The 19165-nt window shown below is 71.7% G+C and carries 15 protein-coding genes; 7 read left to right on the forward strand and 8 right to left on the reverse strand.

The window, feature by feature from the left end; translation table 11 throughout:
* Window positions 1–7: 7 nt before the first annotated feature.
* The 6 genes from ACWDRB_RS22640 to ACWDRB_RS22665 all read right to left on the reverse strand — a co-directional run bounded on the left by ACWDRB_RS22640 (window position 8) and on the right by ACWDRB_RS22665 (window position 8840).
* The gene (locus ACWDRB_RS22640) at window positions 8–952 is read right to left on the reverse strand and encodes a helix-turn-helix transcriptional regulator (protein ID WP_355198988.1); all 945 of its coding nucleotides are present in this window, start codon (window positions 950–952) and stop codon (window positions 8–10) included.
* Complete coding sequence (locus ACWDRB_RS22645) at window positions 934–2520, reverse strand: CocE/NonD family hydrolase (protein WP_449896559.1); 1587 nt, start codon at window positions 2518–2520, stop codon at window positions 934–936. The genes ACWDRB_RS22640 and ACWDRB_RS22645 overlap by 19 nt, the downstream gene beginning before the upstream one ends.
* Before the next feature lie 58 nt (window positions 2521–2578).
* The gene (locus tag ACWDRB_RS22650) at window positions 2579–6073 is read right to left on the reverse strand and encodes a S8 family serine peptidase (protein ID WP_449896561.1); all 3495 of its coding nucleotides are present in this window, start codon (window positions 6071–6073) and stop codon (window positions 2579–2581) included.
* Between the two features lie 129 nt (window positions 6074–6202).
* A complete protein-coding gene (locus tag ACWDRB_RS22655; protein ID WP_449896563.1) occupies window positions 6203–6826 on the reverse strand; it encodes a TetR/AcrR family transcriptional regulator in 624 nt (207 codons plus the stop codon).
* A complete protein-coding gene (locus ACWDRB_RS22660; protein WP_449896565.1) occupies window positions 6823–7653 on the reverse strand; it encodes an oxidoreductase in 831 nt (276 codons plus the stop codon). The genes ACWDRB_RS22655 and ACWDRB_RS22660 overlap by 4 nt, the downstream gene beginning before the upstream one ends.
* Window positions 7650–8840, reverse strand: a complete 1191-nt coding sequence (locus ACWDRB_RS22665) for a cytochrome P450 (protein ID WP_449896567.1) — start codon at window positions 8838–8840, stop codon at window positions 7650–7652. Before ACWDRB_RS22665 ends, ACWDRB_RS22660 begins: the two co-directional genes overlap by 4 nt.
* 311 nt (window positions 8841–9151) lie before the next feature.
* Here ACWDRB_RS22665 and ACWDRB_RS22670 point away from each other — a divergent pair, with 311 nt between their 5' ends.
* The 3 genes from ACWDRB_RS22670 to thyX all read left to right on the forward strand — a co-directional run bounded on the left by ACWDRB_RS22670 (window position 9152) and on the right by thyX (window position 13323).
* Complete coding sequence (locus ACWDRB_RS22670) at window positions 9152–11290, forward strand: anthranilate synthase component I (protein ID WP_364241494.1); 2139 nt, start codon at window positions 9152–9154, stop codon at window positions 11288–11290.
* 50 nt (window positions 11291–11340) lie between these two features.
* A complete protein-coding gene (locus ACWDRB_RS22675) occupies window positions 11341–12501 on the forward strand; it encodes an amidohydrolase family protein (protein WP_350734684.1) in 1161 nt (386 codons plus the stop codon).
* A gap of 87 nt (window positions 12502–12588) precedes the next feature.
* Window positions 12589–13323, forward strand: coding sequence for an FAD-dependent thymidylate synthase (thyX, locus tag ACWDRB_RS22680; protein ID WP_350734682.1), 735 nt, complete (start codon window positions 12589–12591; stop codon window positions 13321–13323).
* Window positions 13324–13330: 7 nt separating this feature from the next.
* On the opposite strand, the gene ACWDRB_RS22685 is transcribed toward thyX, so the two are convergent.
* Window positions 13331–13621 carry a hypothetical protein gene (locus tag ACWDRB_RS22685; RefSeq protein WP_449896570.1) on the reverse strand — a complete coding sequence of 97 codons (291 nt, stop codon included), beginning with the start codon at window positions 13619–13621 and terminating at the stop codon, window positions 13331–13333.
* A 306-nt stretch (window positions 13622–13927) separates the two neighbouring features.
* Between ACWDRB_RS22685 and ACWDRB_RS22690 the strand changes: the two genes are divergently transcribed.
* Entirely contained in the window at window positions 13928–15046 is a 1119-nt protein-coding gene (locus tag ACWDRB_RS22690; protein WP_449896572.1) for a globin domain-containing protein, read from the forward strand.
* A gap of 66 nt (window positions 15047–15112) precedes the next feature.
* The gene (locus ACWDRB_RS22695) at window positions 15113–16552 is read left to right on the forward strand and encodes a sialidase family protein (protein WP_449896574.1); all 1440 of its coding nucleotides are present in this window, start codon (window positions 15113–15115) and stop codon (window positions 16550–16552) included.
* A gap of 12 nt (window positions 16553–16564) precedes the next feature.
* On the opposite strand, the gene ACWDRB_RS22700 is transcribed toward ACWDRB_RS22695, so the two are convergent.
* Window positions 16565–17371, reverse strand: coding sequence for a helix-turn-helix domain-containing protein (locus ACWDRB_RS22700; RefSeq protein WP_449896576.1), 807 nt, complete (start codon window positions 17369–17371; stop codon window positions 16565–16567).
* A 139-nt stretch (window positions 17372–17510) separates the two neighbouring features.
* Here ACWDRB_RS22700 and ACWDRB_RS22705 point away from each other — a divergent pair, with 139 nt between their 5' ends.
* A complete protein-coding gene (locus ACWDRB_RS22705; RefSeq protein WP_449896578.1) occupies window positions 17511–18590 on the forward strand; it encodes a WD40/YVTN/BNR-like repeat-containing protein in 1080 nt (359 codons plus the stop codon).
* 3 nt (window positions 18591–18593) lie between these two features.
* The gene (locus ACWDRB_RS22710) at window positions 18594–18893 is read left to right on the forward strand and encodes a ubiquitin family protein (RefSeq protein WP_192783282.1); all 300 of its coding nucleotides are present in this window, start codon (window positions 18594–18596) and stop codon (window positions 18891–18893) included.
* The last annotated feature ends 272 nt before the right edge of the window (window positions 18894–19165 follow it).

A 19165-nucleotide genomic window follows, 5' to 3' on the forward strand; every position in this document is an offset into this window, starting at 1 on the left:
ATGCCGGTCAGGGCCGGTAGAGGGCGGACGTGCGGGCGGCGGCGTCGGCGACCAGCTCCCGCAGCTCGGGCGGGTCCAGCACCTCCGCCTCCGGCCCGAACCGCAGCACCTGCGAGTACGCCACCGGCACCGACTCCACCGCCAGCCGCACCGTCCCGTCCGGCTGGAGCGAGGCGAGCGCGTCGTCGAGCGCGGCCGGGTCGGCGATGTGCCGCAGCATCCGCACCCCGTGCTCGCTGAGCCGCAGCGTGACCACGTCCCGCAGCAGCGACCGGCTGAACTCCGCCGACTGCTCCGCCCAGAAGGCGGCCAGGTCGAAGGAGGGCTCCCGGCCGAACGGCTCGGCGAGCACGGACACCGCGCCGAACCGGTGCACCCGGAAGATCAGGAACCGGGTCCCGAGCCGCGCGGCCAGGTACCAGGCGCCCGCCTTGAGCACCAGCCCGTACGGCTCCAGCGTGCGCACCTTCCCCTTGTAGACGGCGGAGACGCGACGGTCGTTCCACACGGCCCTGGCCAGCGGCGCGAGCGCCTCCGGCGGCGGGTCGTCGCCGACGAACCAGCCGGGCGCGTCCAGGTGGAAGCGCTGCGCCGCGACGGCCGGCGCGTCCCGCAACGCGGGGGAGAGCGCGGCGGCGGCCTTCAGCCGGGCCGTGGCCGCCACCTCCTCCAGCCCCATCTCCCGCAGCGCCGCCGGCACCCCCGACAGGAACAGCGCCTCCGCCTCGGCCCGGTCCAGCCCGGTCAGCCGCGTCCGGTACCCGTCCAGCAGCCGGTAGCCGCCGCCGCGTCCCCGGTCGGCGTAGACGGGCACGCCCGCCTCCGACAGCGCGAGCACGTCCCGGTGCACGGTCCGCTCGGAGACCTCCAGCTCCTTGGCCAGCTCGGCCGCCGTCATCCCGCCCCGGCCCTGCAGCAGCAGGACCAGCGACATCAACCGCGAGGCGCGCACAGCGGCAGCACCACGCCGGAGGGACGGTCGGGGGAGTGGAACACCTCGACGTCGGCGGGCACCATCGCGCCGTCGCCCCCGCCGAGCGGGTCGCCGTTGCCGGGGTTGCGGGCGATCGTCGGGTACGCCCCGGCCGCCACGTGCACCCTGATCCGGTGGTCGCGCCCGAACCGGTGCGCGATCGGCCACAGGTCCACGGAGACCCGCCGTACCCCGTCGAGGGAGTCCGACGCCGAAAGGCGGCGCACGCCCTCGCACACGTTGAACGAGTGCCCGTCCGGGTGCACGTCGCACACCCGCACCACCACGTCCACGTACGGCGTGCTCGACCGCACGAACAGCTCGCCCCGCACCGGCCCGATCATCTCCACGTCCGACTCCAGTGCCGCCGAACTGTACACCAGCACGTCGCGCCGCTGTTCCAGCCGCCGCTGATCACGCGGCCGGGAGTCGCCGAGCAGGACCGGCCCGCCGATCACCGGCGTCGGATGGGAGGGGTGGTACCGGAACCGGTCGGGCGAGGCGTCCAGGGGCCCGTCCGTCCCCAGCCCGAAGCCGTGCTGCAGGTGCCAGCGCTGCTCCCGCGTCCCCGGCGGCGGCCAGTCGGGGAGGTCACGCCACTCCTCGGCCCCCGTCACGTACAGGCGCACGGGGTCGGGCCGCAGCCCGGAGCGGTCGCCCAGCAGGTGCGCGCGGAACCAGGCCAGCGACTCGGCCATGGCGGGCCGCCCGTGCCGGGTGTCGATGTGGTACCAGGGCCCGATCGTCAGGTACGGCCGCCGCCCCGCGGCCCGCATCGCCGTGTAGTCCTTGAGCTGCCACGGCAGGAAGACGTCGTACCAGCCGCCCAGCATGGTGACGGCCGCCTCCACCTCGCCCACCTGCGGTGAGAAGTCACGCTTGTCCCAGTAGGGGACGTCCGGGTGGGCGTGGTGCATGAGCAGGTCCTGGTAGAACCGGAGCGGCCGCCCGGCCGAGGCCAGGTCCAGCTCGGCCACGGGGCGGCCGGACAGGACCGCCCTGCGGGTCAGCCGGGGCGCGGTCAGCAGGGCGGCGCCGCCGAACCGGCGCGACATGCCGTCGGTGAGCGTGGTCCAGCTCAGCGTCGACTCCAGGGCGAACGCGCCGCCCACGTACGCCGCGTCCCTGAACTGGGAGGCGGTGATCTGCGTGGCCATGGCCTTCAGCTCGGGCCCGGCGTAGGGCGCGACGGCCCACTGCGTGTAGCCGAGGTAGGAGGGGCCGAACATCGCGAACGAGCCGCCGTACCAGGGCTGCTTGCGCAGCCAGGCGATGGTGGCCAGGCCGTCGTCGTGCTCGTCGCCGAGCGGATCGAGCAGCCCGCCGGAGCCGAAGCCGCCGCGGCAGCTCTGGATGACGACGTGGAAGCCGTGCCGTGCGAAGCCGCGGCCGTAGTACCAGCCGAACAGGCCGCGCCGGCCGTACGGGGAGCGCATCAGGATGACGGGTGCCCGTTCGCCTCCGGCCGGGGCGTAGTGGTCGGCCAGGAGTGTCACGCCGTCGGGCATCGGAACGGGAAGATCCCGCTGGAGCCGCACGCGTCTCATGTACTAACCAGTAACAGATGCCCCCGGGCCGTGACAGCCCGGGGGCACCCGTGGGCCGCTACGGGGTCGCCCGGTCGGGGCGCTCCGAGATGCGGACGGCGTTCACGATCGTGGCGCCCTGCCGGGTGGCGAAGCGCACGTTGAGCTGGCCGTCGGTGACCTTCACCGTGTACTGCCTGCTCACCGCCGTGTACGTGCCCGCCTCCAGGGCCAGGTCGAGCGCCGGGATCGCCAGCTGCCCCTCGACGAGGACGTCGAAGACCCGCTTGCCCGGCTGCGTGCTCTTCAGATCGGCGAAGTCCAGCTCGACCGTGTACGTGCCGGCGGGCACGTTGTCGAAGCGGTACTCCAGCATCTTCTCCCTCGCGGTCCTGAACAGCGCCTGGTCGGCGGTGCCCGCGATGGTCTTGGACGTGCTCGACGTGCTGGTCGAGGTGGCCACGTAGCCGTAGCTCCCCGCCGCGTACTTCTTGTCCGGCGTCCAGGTGTCACCGGCGCCGTCGACCACGTTCTTCGTGGCGCCCGTGTCGATGGCGACCTGCAGCTTCGGCACCACGACCGACACCTTGATCTCGATGGTCGGCTGCCGGCCGCTGGCCGACCGGACGAGGAGCGTGCCGGTCTTGACCGTGCCGGGCGCGACGCCCGCGCTGGACAGCGTGGCCTTCAGGGTCACCTTCTGCCCCTTGGCCAGCTCGCCGGAGGCCGGCGTCGTGGCGAACCACGGCTCCGAGGCCACCGTGTACGGCGTCGGCGCGCCCAGGTTCGTCAGCTCCAGCGTCCTGGTGCGGGTGGACCCGGCCGGCATCACCACGGTCAGCTCGCCCGCCGACGCGCTCACCTGGCCGGTGACCAGCGCCGTGTCGATCCGCGTCACCGTGGTGGGCGCGACCGTGACGGCCTTGGTGAAGGTGCCGTAGTGCTCCTTGGACACCACGACCTCGTAGTCGCCGGCCAGCACCTGCCCGTAGAACGAGCCGTCCTCGGCGGTCGTGAACGTGGCCACGTCGCCCACCTTCACCGTCGCCCCGGCCAGCGGCTTGCCGTCGTTGGCGTCGGTGACCGCGCCGGTGACCAGGCCGTGCCGGCTGGCCGTGAACGTCAGGCCCTGCCCGGTGGACACCACCGGCTCCTCGTAGGAGTAGAGCATGGCGTCGGTGCCGCCCGCGTTCTCGATGCCGATGGTGGCGCTGGAGCCCTGCTCGCGCTCGCTGTCGATGTCCTTGTACCGGAAGGCGATCGAGCCGTCCTCACCCAGCAGCGCCGAGAACGACACCCGCAGGTCGGCGGCGTTGTAGAAGCCGGCGTTGCGCCACTCCACGACGAACGTCCGGTGCGGCGCCGTGCCCGTCACCCCGGTGTAGACCCCGGCCTGGGCGTCCATGATGAGGTCGTCCCAGTACGGGTAGACCGCGTTGTTGGGCGTGGTCGTGGTCGGCAGCCGGCCGTTGCTGCCGGTGGTGACCCGGTCGGTGGCGAACGAGACGTACCCGTTCGTGCCGATCCACGCCTTCCCGTACCCCGTGCCGTAGTACGGGATCGGGAACGGCAGCGTCACCTGCACGGCCTCGTCGTCGCCGCTCAGCGCCAGCTTCTCGGTGCCCGCCACGTACGCCTGCGCGCCGCTCCTGCAGGTGTAGCCGAAGTTGTCGCCGCGCAGCGGCAGCTCGATGTCCTTGGTCACGTCACCGGCCACCGAGACGGACGCCGTCGTGCCGCTGGAGCAGCGGGACACCGGCGTGATCCGCAGCTCGTAGTCGCCCCGCGGCAGCGTCAGGCTGTAGCGGCCCGAGGCGTCGGTCACGGCGCTCACCGGCGTGCCGGTGGCCTCCACCGTCGCGCCCGCCTCCGGCGTGCCCGCGGTGCTGACCGTGCCGGACACCACGCCGGACTGCAGCCTGGTCAGGGCCACGTCCGCGGTCGCGGACTGCCCGGCCGCGATCGTGGCCGTCGCGCCCGCCTTCTCGTAGCCGAACTTCTCCGCGCTGACCTGGTATTCGCCCGGCAGCAGGCGCGGCACGGCGTACGTGCCGTCCTGGCCGGTCGTCACGGTACGGCTCAGCGGCCCCGAGAGCGTGATCGTCACGCCCGCCACGGGCGAGCCGGCCGAGGTGACGGTGCCGCGCAGGTCGCCGAGGTCCTCGTGCGGCGCGGCCTGCACGGCAGCGTACGTGTCGAGCCGGCCCTCGCCCCAGACGTTGTTGTCGGCCGCGGTGCCGCCGCAGCTGGTGTCGCTGACGTCGACGGCAGTGCTGTCGAGCAGCGGCCGGGTGGCCGCCACCTTGCCCTGCAGGCCGGGCGAGCCGGACCAGATCAGCGCGACCGTGGCCGCCACGTGCGGCGAGGCCATCGAGGTGCCGGTGAAGCTTTCGTAGGAGTTGCCCGGGGTCGAGGAGCGCACGTTGACGGCCGGGGCCGCGATGTTCGGCTTGATCTCGCCGTTCTCGCCCTCACCCTTGCTGGAGCGGTTGTACAGCGTGTTGTTGATGTCGAAGCCGCCCGCGCTGTAGCTCTCCACGTACTGGCCGGGCGAGCCGCTGGTGCGGCAGGCGGGGCCCTCGTTGCCGTTGGCGAACGCCGGGAAGATCCCGGCCGCGACCCACGCCTCGACCGTCTCCTTGTACCAGGGGTCGTACCCGTCGCCGCCCCAGGAGTTGTTGACGATGTCGGGGGCCAGGTCGGGGCGCGGGTTCTGGCCGTTCAGGTCGGTCGGCGCCAGCACCCACTGCCCGGCCGCCAGCAGGGAGGCGTCGGTGCAGGTGTTGACCTCGCAGCCCTTGGCGGCGATCCACTTGGCGCCGGGCGCGACGCCGATGCCGTTCGCGCCGACCATCGTGCCCATGGTGTGCGTGCCGTGGCCGTTGTTGTCGCACGGCGCGGCGGTCGGGCAGACGCGCGCCGGGTCGAACCAGTTGTAGTCGTGCGTGAACGTGCCGTCCTGGTTCCTGCCCCGGTAGCTCTGCACCAGCTCGGGGTGGTCGAACTGGGCGCCGGAGTCGATGTGGGCGATCACGATGCCCTCGCCGCGGTTGCCCAGCTCGCTCCAGACACGAGGGGCGTTGACCCGGTCGATGTTCCACTCGACCGCGTTCACCTTGGCCTCGGCCTTGCCGGGAGTGGGGTCCGGCAGCTTGACGGTGCGGACCGGCTGGATGCTCTCGACCTCGGCCAGCTTGGCGATCTCGCCCGCGAGCTTCGCGTCGGCGGTCACCCGTACGGCGTTGACGATCCAGTACGGGGTGTAGTCGGTGCGGCGGGAGTCGAGCAGCTTGCGCAGGCCCGCCTGGGAGGCGGCGGCCCGCTCGGTCTTGGCCTCGAAGACCAGCTCGGCCTTCGTGTCCTTGGCGACGGCCCGGCGGGCGCCGCTCAGGTCGGCCGCCCCTTTCAGCCGGACCCAGAAGGTGGCCTTGTCGTCCTTGTCGAGCTGCGCCTGGACGGCGGCGTCGATCTTCGCGGGCTCCGGCGCGGCCAGCGCCGGGGCCTGCGGCACGCATAAGCCTGCGATGACGGCGATCCCGGCCAGGACCGCACGCCAGCGGGGGGTGTTGGGCACGCGACTCTCCTTCGAGTCCCTCGAGACAAGAGGTGATCTTTACGCTTCTGTCGAGAAGCGTGAAGAGATCGTGTCGGGAAAGCAAGAGGTGTCGCGAAATGTAACGTGACTGCCTGAAATGTAATCTGGTCAGCTGATATATCGCCGGTAACCGACCTGCCGCATGATCGTAAGGAAGTACGCCTTGATCTCCTCGGCGCCCTCGTCGTCGGGACGGCCGACCAGATGGCCCGTCACCGCGCTGGTCAGCAGCTCCTGCACCACGTCCACGTCGAGGTCGGGCGGGAGCTCCCCGCGCTCGCGGGCCGCGGTCAGCGCCTCGCGCACCACCGCCGCCCGCCGCCCGCCGTTGCTCTCCCGGTACGTCCGCACCAGCTCGGGATAGTCGTCGACCGTGCCGAAGACCCGCCGGAGCAGGACCCGGTTACGCGGATCGGCGAGATGCAGCGCCCATTCTTCGAACATGTGGTCCAGGTCGCGCCAGCCGGTGAGCGCCGGGTCGTTGTCGTGCAAAGCCCACTTCAGGGTGCGCACCAGCAGCGCCGTCTTGTCGGTGTACCTGCGGTAGACCGTCGCCCTCGTCACGCCGGCCCGCTTGGCGACCTGCTCGATGCTGGTCTGCTGGGCGCCGTACTCGATGAGCAGGTCGAGCGCGGCCGCCAGGATGGCCGTGTCGGCCTCCTGGTTGCGCGGCCGCCCGGCCGGTCGCGCGGCTTGCGTGCCGGTCGTGCCGAGGTCGTCGGTGGTCATCATGCGCGGCGGGTCACCATCTTGTCGTAGAGGCGGTCCGGCAGGAGTCTATTGACCCACAGCAGCAGCCCGGCCAGGTAGCCGACGGCGTAGCGGGGTTTCGGGTCGCGCGCGGCCACGATCCGCACGACGGCCCGGCCCACCACGCTCGGGTCCGACGCCTTGCTGCCCGGCCCGAACCCCGCCTCGGTCCGCCGCGCCATCCACTCCGCGTCGTCCGCGTATGCCCCGTGCCCCGAGATCTCCCGCAGCTCGCGCGGCGTGTCGTCGCCGAACTCCGTCTTGATGATCCCGGGCTGCACCACCACGACCCGCACCCCGAACCGCCCCACCTCCTCGCGGAGCGAGTCGGAATACCCTTCCAGCGCGTGCTTGGAGGCGTGGTACCAGGCGCCCAGCGGCAGGGCGATCTCGCCGCCGATCGAGGAGATGTTGACGATCGTGCCGGAGCGGCGCTCGCGCATGTGCGGCAGGACGAGCTGGGTCAGCCGGGCCAGGCCGAACAGGTTGACCTCGAACACCTGCCGCGCCCGCTCCATCGGCACCTCCTCGGTGGCGCCGTACACGGAGGTGCCCGCGTTGTTCACCAGGACGTCGATGCGCCCCTGCTCGTCGAGGACCGTCCGCACGGCCCGCTCCAGGTCGGCGTCGCTGGTCACGTCCGCGCCGATCGCGTGGCCGCCGGCGTCGCGGAGCGCGTCCATCCGCTCCACGCGGCGCGCCAGGCCGTACACGGTGTGGCCGGCGCGCAGCAGCTCCAGCGCGGTGGCGCGGCCGATGCCGGACGACGCGCCCGTGACGAGGCAGACCCTGCCCTTGACGCCGCTCATCCCCGGACGTCCCAGGTCACCGGGAGGCTGTGGACCCCGTAGATGAGCATGTCGGTACGGAGCGGCACCTGCTCCGGCTCGACCGCCAGCCGCAGCGACGGGAACCGCCTGAACAGCGCCGGATAGCCGGCCCGCATCTCCACCCTGGCCAACTGCTGGCCCAGGCACTGGTGCACGCCGTGGCCGAAGCCCACATGCCCGCCGGTGTCCCGGCGCAGGTCGAGGACGTCCGGGTCGGGGAATCGGCCCGGGTCGCGGTTGGCGGACGGCATCGAGACGGTGACCGTCTCACCGGCCCTGACCAGCTCGCCGCCCAGCTCGACGTCCTCCAGCGCCGTACGGACGAGGAAGGGGACGATCGTGAGGTAACGCAGCAGCTCCTCCACCATCTGGTCCACCCGGCCGGGCTCGTCGCGCAGGACGGCCGCCTGGCCGGGGTGGCGCAGCAGCGCGAACGTGCCCAGGGCGAGCATGTTGGCGGTGGTGTCGAGGCCGGAGCCCAGGAGCAGGAACCCGATGTTGGCCAGCTCCTCGTCGGTGAGGTCGCTCCTGGTCAGGCCGCTGAGCATGTCGTCGGTGGGCTCGGCCCGCTTGGCCACGACCAGGTCGCGGATGCGCGCCTGCATCGTCAGGAACGTGGAGACCTTCCGCTCCTGCGGGGCGTCCGGGCGCACCAGCTCGGTGGCCTCGGCCATGAAGCCCGCCCGCTCCCCGTCGGGCACGCCGAGCAGCTCGCAGATCACCACCGCCGGCACCGGCGCCGCGAACGCCTCCACCAGGTCGGCCGGCGGGCCCTGCCGCTCCATGAGGTCGAGCTGCCGCTCGGTGACCTCCTCGATGCGCTCGGTGAGCATGCGCATCCTGCGCACCGTGAACTCGCCGGTGAGCAACTGGCGGTACCGGGTGTGATCGGGCGGGTCCATCCCGATGAACATCCCGGGCGGGCTCGGCCGGCCCGTGGTGGTGCTCTCGATGGGGACGTGCCGCAGCTCGGTGCGGGTGCTGAAGCGCCGGTCGGCCAGCACCTCGCGCACGAGCGCGTGGCTGGTGACCAGCCAGCCCAGGTGGCCGTCGGGGTAGGCGAGGCGGGTGATGGGGGCGGTCGCGCGCAGCTCGGCGAGGCCGTCGGGAGGGTCGAACGGGTTCGGCCGCAGGGTGGGGAGGGTGATCGCCTCGGTCTCGGACATCGTGGTTCTCCTCTCGATCCATGAATACAGTACAGCTCTGTATTCAAACTCGCGCACCCGCCCCACCCTCGGCCGCTCACCGGGCGCGAGGGGGTCCGCGCGCCGTACGCCGGCAGGGGGCGGGTCGGCGTTGCGCGATCATGGTCCGCCGGTTAACCTGTTCGCATGCGAAGTCACGCTCAGCTCCAGTGGTGGCGCCGCTCCTAGGCGGCGCGTGTTTCGCATTCCTCAACGGACGGCCGCCCCGGATGGCGGCCTTTCGCGTGTCCGCCCCCGGGGCTCGATCATTTGACGTGGTAAAGGGGCAGGAAGTGGAGACGAGCGGATATACCACCGCCGGGGGCATCGGTGTCGAGCGCGAGGCGCGCGAGGTGGACGAGGCCGCACTCGAAGAGATCGTGACCTCGCTCGGGCACAGGCGCGGCGGCGCGTTCTCCTCGGGCATGGACTACCCGGGCCGTTACAGCCGATGGGCCTTCGGCTACGTCGACCCGTGCCTGGAGCTGGTCGCCAAGGGCCGCGTCATCTCGGCGACCGCGCTGAACGAGCGCGGCAGGGTCGTGCTGCCCGCCGTCGCCTCCTGCCTGCTGGCCGCCGGGAAGCCGGTCGCCGAGCCGACGCCGGACCGCGTCGAGGTGTACGTCCCCGAACCCGGTAATGATCCGGCGGACCTGCTGCCGGAGGAGATGCGCAGCCGCCGGCCCACGGTGTTCACCGCGATCCGCGAGGTCATCGCCGCCTTCAAGGGCGACGACCCGCACCTCGGCCTGTACGGCGCGTTCGGCTACGACCTGGCCTTCCAGTTCGAGCCCATCAGGCAGGAGCTCGTCCGCCCCGACGACCAGCGAGACCTCGTCCTCCACCTGCCCGACCGCATCATCGTGATCGACCGGCAGCGCGAGTCCAGCGTCGAGTTCCGCTACGAGTTCACCGTCGACGGCGCCACCACCCGCGGCCTGGAGCGCACCGGCGCCACCGCAGAGCCCGTCACCCCCGGCGAGCTGCCCGAGAACCCGGAGAGGGGCACGTACGCCAAGGTCGTGGCGGCCGCGAAGGAGAGGTTCAAGCGCGGCGACCTGTTCGAGGTCGTGCCCGGGCAGGTCTTCCACTCCGTCTGCGCCGACCCGTCGGCCTTCTACCGCGGCCTGCGGCAGAGCAACCCGGCGCCGTACGAGTTCATCATCAGCCTCGGCGAGGGCGAGCACCTGGTCGGCGCCTCGCCCGAGATGTACGTCCGGGTCAGCGGCGACCGCGTCGAGACCTGCCCCATCTCCGGCACCATCGCCCGCGGCAGCAACCCGGTCGAGGACGCCGAGGCCATCCGCACCCTCCTGTCCAGCGTCAAGGAGGAGTCGGAGCTGACCATGTGCACCGACGTCGACCGCAACGACAAGTCGCGCATCTGCGTGCCCGGCACGGTCAAGGTCATCGGGCGCCGCCAGATCGAGCTCTACTCCCGCCTGATCCACACGGTCGACCACATCGAGGGGCGGCTGCGGCCGGAGTTCGACGCGCTCGACGCGTTCCTCACCCACATGTGGGCCGTGACGGTCACCGGCGCGCCCAAGACGTGGGCCATGCAGTTCATCGAGGACCACGAGGCCACGACCCGCAGGTGGTACGGCGGCGCCATCGGCTTCATCGGCTTCGACGGCTCCATGAACACCGGCCTGACCCTGCGTACCGCCCAGATCAAGAACGGCGTGGCGACGGTCAGGGCCGGGGCGACGCTGCTGTTCGACTCCGACCCCGAAGCGGAGGAGCGCGAGACCGAGCTCAAGGCCAGCGCCCTGCTCGGCGCCCTGGCCGCGGTGAACCGGCCGGGCACCGTCCCGGTCCCCGAGCCCAGGCCGCAGCCGGGCCAGGGCATGAAGGTGCTGCTCGTCGACCACGAGGACTCCTTCGTCAACACGCTGGCCGACTACTTCCGCCAGGAAGGGGCCGACGTGGTGACGCTGCGCCACGGCTTCCCGGCCCACATGATCGACGAGATCGCGCCCGACCTGGTGGTGCTCTCGCCTGGGCCCGGCTGGCCGTCCGACTTCGGCATGTCGGCGCTGATCGACCAGATCTACGCCCGCGACCTGCCGGTCTTCGGCGTCTGCCTGGGCCTGCAGGCCATGGTCGAGCAGGCCGGGGGCACGCTGGAGCTGCTCGGCTACCCCGAGCACGGCAAGCGCGGCCAGGTCTCGCGGATCGCCGACAGCGCGCTGCTGGAGGGGCTGCCCGACGAGTTCACCGCGGCCCGCTACCACTCGCTGCACGCCAAGCAACCCGGCGTCGTCGGCTTCGCCGCGACCGCGCTCACGCCCGACGGCAACGTCATGGCGATCGAGGACGTCGAACGGCGGCGCTTCGCCGTGCAGTTCCACCCCGAGTCGATCCTCACGCAGGAGGGCGGCGCGGGCGCGAAGGTCATCGCGAACGTGCTGCGTCTGTCCCGCAGATAACTACGGTAAAACCGCCGCGGGAGCGTGCGGAGCTCCCCTAGAGTCTCCGCATGCTCCCCGTAGACCTGCCCGGCACGGTGCGTGACGCGCTGCTGGCCCCGCTCGTCGACCACCACTGTCACGGGGTGCGGCGGGACGATCTGAGCAGAGCCGAGTTCGAGCTGCTCATCAACGAGGGCGGCAGCCCGGCTCCGCCCGGCACCACCCACTTCGACGCGCCGCTCGGGGTGGCCGTGCGCCGCTGGTGCGCGCCGCTGCTCGACCTGGAACCGCACGCCCCGCCGGCCGTCTACGTCTCGCGCCGGGAGGAGCTGGGCGCGGCCGAGGTCAACCGGCGGCTGCTGGCCGGGGCCGGGGTGGTGGCGTTCCTGGTGGACACCGCGCCCGCTGACATCGGCCCGGGGGACGTCGACCTGCTGACCGCCACCGAGATGGGCCGCCACGGCGGGGCCGCCGCCGACGAGCTCGTACGGATCGAGCAGATCGAGCGGGATGTGGCCGAGGACGCGCCGCTGGCCGTGGACTACCTCGACGGCGTCGGCGAGGAGCTGACCGCCAGGGCCGCCCGGGCGGTCGGGCTGAAGACCGTCGTCGCGTCGCTGTACGGCCTCGACTTCGACCCGGCCAGGCCCACCAGGGGAGCGGTGATCGCGGCGGCCAACCGGCGGCTGTCGGACCCGAAGCAGCCGCTGACGGACGAGGTCCTGCTGCGCCACCTGCTCTGGAGCGCGGTCGACGTGGCCAGGGAACGGGGGCTGCCCGTGCAGTTCCACACCGGTTTCGGCGGCTCGGGGCCCGACCTGCACCGCACCGACCCGGGCCGGCTGGGCGCGTTCGCCAGGATGCTGCAGCCGGTCGGCGTGCCGCTCATCCTGCTGCACTGCTACCCGTTCCACCGCCAGGCCGCCTACCTCGCCGGCGTCCACCCGCACGTCTACGTGGACGTCGGCCTCGCACTCCCGCACACCGCCGCCGCCTCGGCCAGGGTCGTGGACGAGCTGCTGGAGCTGGCCCCGTTCCACAAACTGCTGTTCAGCTCCGGCTGCCACGGGGTGGCCGAGACCTGCTACCTGGGCGCGCTCTACTACCGGCAGGCGCTCGGCGCGGCGCTCGGGTCGCGGCTGGCGGCGGGGGAGTGGAGCGCCGCGGACGCCGCCCGGATCGCCCACATGATCGGCTCGGGGAACGCCCGACGCGTCTACCGCCTGTGAGTCCCGGGGGGCCGACTCGCGCCGGGCGGCCCTGACCTGGTTTGCTGGGGGCCGTCACAACACCCGACCTGAGCAGGGGGGCTCTTCGTGGGCACTGTCGAACCCGAGGCCGAGATCACGTTCCGCAGCGACGTGGACGTGGAGCTGGTCAAGGCCGCCGCGTCGGACGCCGACGTGCTGTGGGCCGCGCGCGTCTCCACGAAGGGTGAGAGCTCTCTGGAGGAGATCGAGGCCGATCCCCAGCGTTCCAAGGGCCTCATCAACTACCTGATGCGCGACCGGCACGGCACGCCGTTCGAGCACTCTTCCATGACCTTCTACGTCAGTGCGCCGATCTTCGTTTTCCGGGAATTCATGAGGCACCGGACCTTTTCCTATAACGAGGAGTCCGGCAGGTATCGGAAGTTGACGCCGGTTTTCTATGTGCCCGGGCCCGAGCGGAAGCTGGTGCAGGAAGGAAAGCCCGGCAAGTACGTGTTCCTGGACGGCACCGCCGAGCAGCACAAACTGGTGACCGAGGCGACCCAGGAGAGCTACCGGCAGTCCTATCGGGCCTATCTGGAAATGCTCGAGGCGGGGGTGGCGCGCGAGGTGGCCCGTACGGTGCTGCCGGTGGGCCTCTACTCCTCGATGTACGCCACCTGCAACGCCCGCGCCCTGATGAACTTCCTGTCGCTGCGGGTCAAGCGCGAGGACTCCACGTTCCCGTCGTTCCCGCAGCGTGAGATCGAGATGGTCGCCGAGAAGATGGAGGCCTTGTGGGCGGAGCTCATGCCTCTGACCCACGCGGCGTTCGAGGCCAACGGGCGGGTCTGCCCCTGACCTCGCCTCACGGCAGGCGGGACGTGGTCTCGCTGATCATCTGAGTGAGGATCGACGCGGTCGCGGGGTGGGTGTCGAGGAGTTCGTCCAGGCGGGCCCGCCACGCGCCCGCCTCCGCGTAGATCGCGTCCGCCCGCGCCCGCAGCCGCAGCCGCGTCTCGCACAGCTGCGACTGGTACATGGGCCCCAGGCGGTGGCCGACCGTGTCGCTGAGCCACCAGTAGGCGTCCGTGTTCGCGGCGGAGACGAAGGTCCGGGCGCCTTCCCAGGCCACGCGCCTGGGATGGAGGGCTGCCATGGCCGGATGGTACGCCCCTCGCGCTGGGACGGGAATGACTCCCAGCGCCAACCCCACCGGGAAATACGATTTTTCCTCGCATTTTCCGTCCGAAATTCGTATGCGAGACATAACGAGGTAACTACAGATGGTTGGCTTCGCACCGTATTGAGGAGAAACGGTTGTGACGCGTCATCAGTGGTGTAACACTCAATTTTGAGCGCATCGGTTGTACCGGGGAGGGGCCGCGCGCTCAAGACCCGGAGCCGTCAGGGAGGTGAACGACACGACCGGAACCCGATTCCGGTCCATAGGTGGGGTTGGTAAATGTCGTTGAATCCGCGCCTGGTAAAAGAGAGTTTCTCCGTCATCGAACCGGTGGCCGACAAGGCGACGGCCTACTTCTACGGCCGGCTGTTCGCCGAGAGCCCGCATCTGCGGGGCATGTTCCCGCCCGCCATGGACGTCCAGCGGGACCGCCTGTTCAGAGCGTTGACCCGCATCGTGTGGAGCCTGGACAGCCCGGGCAGCCTCGCGACGTACCTGGGCCAGCTGGGGAGGGACCACCGCAAGTACGGCGTGATCGCCGAGCACTACACGGCCGTCGGCAACGCCCTGCTCGCCACCATCCGCCGCTTCGCCGCCGAGATCTGGAACCACGAGATCGAGGCCGCCTGGGTCGCCGCCTACACGGCGGCCGCCAAGCTCATGATCGAGTCGGCCGCGTCCGACTCCGGGGTCTCGCCCGCCTGGTGGCCGGCGGAGGTGATCGACCATGAGCGGCGCCACCTCGACATCGCGGTCCTCACGCTGCGGCCGGCCGAGCGGCTGCCGTACACGCCGGGCCAGTACCTCAACGTGCAGACCCCGCGCTGGCCGCGCGTCTGGCGCACGTTCTCCATCGCGAACGCGCCGCGCGCCGACAACACGCTCAGGCTGCACGTCCGCGCGGTCCCCGGCGGCTGGGTGTCCAGCACGCTCATCAGGCACACCCGCATCGGGGACACGCTGCTGCTGGGCCCGCCGATGGGCACGATGGGGCCGTGCGAGAGCAGCCTGCGCGACGTCCTGTGCGTGGCGGGCGGCACAGGCCTGGCCCCGCTGAAGGCGATCATCGAGCACATCATCGCCTCCGGCCGCCGGCCCAACATCCACCTGCTGTACGGCACGCGCACGGTCGAGGAGCTCTACGACCTGCCCGACCTGATCAGGATGGAGTCGTCGTTCCCCTGGCTGCGGGTGCTGCCCGTGGTGTCCGGCCAGCCGGGGTACGGCGGGATGCGCGGCCACCTGCCCGAGGTCGTGCAGCGCTTCCACTCCTGGGCCGAGCACGACGTGTACGTGTGCGGCCCGCCCGGCATGGTCAACGAGACCGTACGCCGCCTCCAGATCGACGGCGTGCCTCTGTCGCGCATTCACCGGGACATCGTCCAGGCCGAACGCTGACAGATCTTGACACTTCGGGTCGAAAGGTGCGAGGTGGAGGATGACACGCCAACGTGGAGGTGGACTGTGCCATCCCCCGCCCGGCGCCGAGGAATCGGCGGGCTGCTGACCCTGGTGCTCCTCCTGGTCCCGCTGCCCGCCCTGGCGTCGTCGGAGGTCCTCCCGCTGACGGAGCTGGGGACCGCCCCGCAGGCCGCCGCCACAGGCCAGCCAGGAACCCAGGCGGGGCCCGACACGTTCCAGGCGGGCACGACGATCGTGACCGCCCAGCAGATCGGCAGGTTCTTCGACGGCGGGGCGTCCGGCATCGCGTACGCGACCTCGGCCGACAACGGCGCCACCTGGGCCAGAGGCGTGCTGCCGGGGATCACCACGTCCGGCGGCGGGTACGGGCGGGCCAGCGACCCGTCGGTGGCCTACGACGCCCGGCACGGCGTCTGGCTGATCTCCTCGCTGGCGCTCACCGACCAGGACGGAGTCACCGGGGCGGCGGTGCTCACCAGCCGCTCCGCCGACGGCGGCCTGACCTGGGGCGATCCCGTCACGACCGCCGTCGCGGGCGGGGGCGACCTGGACAAGAGCTGGGTCGCCTGCGACAACGGCGCCCGCAGCCCGTACTACGGGCGCTGTTACGCGGTCTACGACGACGTCGCCGCGGGCAACGCGATCAAGGTGGCCCGCTCCTCCGACGGCGGCCTGACCTGGGCCGAGACCGGCACATCCGCGACCGGGCTGGGCGGCCAGCCGGTCGTGCGGCCGAACGGCGCCCTCGTCGTCCCGTACCTGAGCGACGAGGGCCAGATCCGCTCCCTGCGCTCCCGCGACGGCGGCGAGAGCTGGGGCCGCAGCGTGCTCGTCGCCACCGTGCAGCGGCACAAGGTCGCGGGCGGGCTGCGGGCCGCGCCCCTGCCCTCGGCCGAGGTGGACGCCGCCGGCACCGTGTACGTCGCCTGGTCCGACTGCCGCTTCCAGCTCAGCTGCGGCGGCAACGACATCGTCATGAGCACCTCGGCCACCGGCGCGGAATGGAGCCACATCCTGCGCGTCACGGACGACGGCGGCGACCACTTCATCCCCGGCCTCGGCGTCGACCCCGCCGGCGCGGGCGAGACGGCCAGGCTGGCGCTCGCCTACTACCGCTACCCGTCCGCCGCCTGCACGGCCGCCACCTGCCGCCTCACGGTCGGCTACACCTCCTCCGCCAACGGCGGGGCGAGCTGGTCGGCCCCCGCAGAGCTGCACGGGCCGATGGAGCTCGACTGGCTCGCCGACTCCGCGCACGGCCGCATGGCGGGCGACTACATCTCCACCTCGGTCGTCCCCGGCGGCAACGCCCACGTGGCCTTCACGGCTGCGGCGGCGCCGGCGGGCGGGGCGTTCGACATGCGTACCTACACCGTCACGGGCGGGCTGCCGATCACCGGCGGAGGCCGCCCCACACTCGCCATCGAGGCGCCGATCGCGGCCGGCGAGGAACTGCCCGGCCCGCCCGCCCCCGCCCGCTGAGCTGCCCGCCCGCTAACCCCGCAGGCCCTGGTGGAACGCGGCGGCGGTCTCCTCGTCGTTCGGCCAGAACGTCTCGATGGCCAGCTCGGAGACCGTCACGTCCACCGGCGTCCCGAACGTCGCGATCGTCGTGAACATCGACAGCACCCGGTCACCGGCCGCGATCCGCAGCGGCACCAGGATGTCGGCGGGGCCCGGCACGTGCGCCACGTTCAGGTCCACCCCCGGATACTCGTACGAGGCCAGTTCGTCGTACAGCGCGGCCAGCCGCGCGTCGCCCGACCCCTCGGCCTGCCTGCGCAGCTGGTAGAGCAGGTGCGCCCGGACCTCGGCCAGGTTCAGCAGCCGGCCGCCCATCGCGTCGGGGTGCAGCGAGAGCCGCATCACGTTGATCGGCTCCTTCAGCAGCTCGGCGGGCACCCCGTCCATGAACATCGCGGCCGCCGAGTTGGCCGCCACCAGGTTCCAGGCCGCGTCCACCACGACTGCCGGGTACGGCTCGTGCCCAGCCAGGATCTTGTCCAGCGCCTGCCGTACGACCTCCATCTCCGGGGCGCGGACCTCGCGTTCCGGATAGACCGGAGCGAACCCGGCGGACATCAGCAGCCTGTTGCGCTGCCGTAGCGGCACATCCAGCTCCTCGGCCAGCTTCATCACCATCTCGCGGCTCGGCCGGGCGCGCCCGGTCTCCAGAAAACTGATGTGGCGGGCCGAAACGTCGGCCTCGATGGCCAGGTCCAGCTGGCTCACCCGTCGCCGCTGCCGCCACGAACGCAACAACTCACCAAATGTCTCTTCTTTTACGGCTACTGCTCCCATGCCCGGCACAGTAGCCGCTGGAGGGAAGCGTCACGATTACCCGCCAGGTAATGCGGCTTCGCAGGTGGAAAACTCCCAGTCCTCTGAGACTGTCGGCCCTGCGTGGCACGATGGCCGCAGACCAACAAGGGAGCACGCCATGAGTGACACACTGCTCGCGATCGGCACCCGCAAGGGCCTCTTCCTCGCCCGCTCCACCGGCGGCGGTCCGTTCGACGTCGAGCCGATCCAGTTCTCGACGGTCGGGGTGCACTCGGTGGCGATCGACACGAGAGGCCCCTCGCCCCGGCTCCTGGCCGGGATCGAATACGGCCATTTCGGTCCGTCCGTCATGTATTCGGATGACCTCGGGAAGACGTGGAAGGAGGCGGAGCAGCCGCCCATCGCCTTCCCGGAGAAGACCGAGGCGACCCTGACCAGGGTGTGGCAGCTCGCGCCCTCGCCGTCCGAGCCGGGGGTGGTGTGGGCCGGGGTCGAGCCGGGCGCGCTGTTCCGCTCGGAGGACGGCGGCGTCACGTACCAGCTGGTCGAGGGCCTGTGGGAGCACCCGCACCGGCCGCAGTGGCAGCCGGGCGGCGGCGGCCTGTGCCTGCACACCATCGTCCCGCACCCGACCGACCCGCGGATCGTGGGCGTCGCGATCTCCACCGGCGGCTTCTACCGCTCCTTCGACGGCGGGCTGTCGTGGGAGGCCGCCAACCGCAACATCCGGGCCGCGTTCCTGCCCGAGGGGGCGCAATATCCGGAGTTCGGGCAGTGCGTGCACAAGGTCGCCATGCACCCCTCCCGGCCCGAGCGGCTCTACCTCCAGCACCACTTCGGCGTCTACCGCAGCGACGACTTCGGCGAGGCCTGGCACGACATCGGCGCCGGCCTGCCGTCCGACTTCGGCTTCCCGATCGCGGTGCACCCGTCGCGGCCCGACACGGTCTTCGTGCTGCCCCTGACGGCCGACATCGACCGCACCCCGGTCGGCCACCGCTACCGCGTCTTCCGCAGCGACGACGCGGGCGCGACCTGGCAGCCGTTCGCCTCGGGCCTGCCCGAGGGCCCCGTGCACGCGGCCGTGCTGCGTGACGCGATGACGGCCTCGGAGGCGGGGGTGTTCTTCGGCACGCGCGATGGCGAGGTCCACGGCTCGCGCGACGGCGGCGAGACCTGGTCACCGGTCGTCCGCCACCTGCCCGACGTGCTCACCGTGCGGGCGGCGGTGCTCTAGCCGATGGTCACGATGGTCGTCTTCGTGCTCCCGGGCATGCTGCGGCGCTGGGTGAGCGGGCGCTCGGAGGTCAAGGTCTTCGCCGTCGCCGCCGACCGCGACTCACCGCCCACCCTGGGAGCGGCCCTCGACATGCTCCGGCGTACGCATCCGCTGCTGGAGGAGCGGCTACGCGACGAATACGGGCGGATCCGCCGGCACATCAACATGATCGTGTGCGGCGAGAACGCCCACGGACTCGGCTACCTCGACTGCGCCCTCCCCCCGGGCGCCGAGATCTACGTAACCCCCACCCTCACCTAACCCACCCCAACCCCACGCCCACCCTGGACTCACCCAGGTCCGCCACCCCCGCACCTCGACACCCCATGCCTCACCCGCACCCGCCCTGGCCCGACCCCCACCCAGGTCAACCCGCGCGCGCCGTCCTCGGCCCCTCAGCGCCCCGCCCGGACCCCACCCACGCGCGTCCCTCGGGCACCTGGGCGCCCCACCTCCCCGCGCCCGCCCCGCCCGTTGCGTCGTGCGAGTGGAGGGGGCGGGGCGTCGGGGTGGGGACAGAAGTGGTAGATCTT

The organism is Nonomuraea sp. NPDC003707 (assembly GCF_053587055.1).

Excerpts from the sequence above, each read along its gene's own strand:
- ACWDRB_RS22645 (WP_449896559.1), bottom strand. The coding sequence starts at position 2,520 with ATGAGACGCGTGCGGCTCCAGCGGGATCTTCCCGTTCCGATGCCCGAC.
- ACWDRB_RS22655 (WP_449896563.1), bottom strand. The coding sequence starts at position 6,826 with ATGATGACCACCGACGACCTCGGCACGACCGGCACGCAAGCCGCGCGA.
- ACWDRB_RS22660 (WP_449896565.1), bottom strand. The coding sequence starts at position 7,653 with ATGAGCGGCGTCAAGGGCAGGGTCTGCCTCGTCACGGGCGCGTCGTCC.
- ACWDRB_RS22665 (WP_449896567.1), bottom strand. The coding sequence starts at position 8,840 with ATGTCCGAGACCGAGGCGATCACCCTCCCCACCCTGCGGCCGAACCCG.
- ACWDRB_RS22675 (WP_350734684.1), top strand. The coding sequence starts at position 11,341 with ATGCTCCCCGTAGACCTGCCCGGCACGGTGCGTGACGCGCTGCTGGCC.
- ACWDRB_RS22685 (WP_449896570.1), bottom strand. The coding sequence starts at position 13,621 with ATGGCAGCCCTCCATCCCAGGCGCGTGGCCTGGGAAGGCGCCCGGACC.
- ACWDRB_RS22690 (WP_449896572.1), top strand. The coding sequence starts at position 13,928 with ATGTCGTTGAATCCGCGCCTGGTAAAAGAGAGTTTCTCCGTCATCGAA.
- ACWDRB_RS22700 (WP_449896576.1), bottom strand. The coding sequence starts at position 17,371 with ATGGGAGCAGTAGCCGTAAAAGAAGAGACATTTGGTGAGTTGTTGCGT.
- ACWDRB_RS22705 (WP_449896578.1), top strand. The coding sequence starts at position 17,511 with ATGAGTGACACACTGCTCGCGATCGGCACCCGCAAGGGCCTCTTCCTC.
- ACWDRB_RS22710 (WP_192783282.1), top strand. The coding sequence starts at position 18,594 with ATGGTCACGATGGTCGTCTTCGTGCTCCCGGGCATGCTGCGGCGCTGG.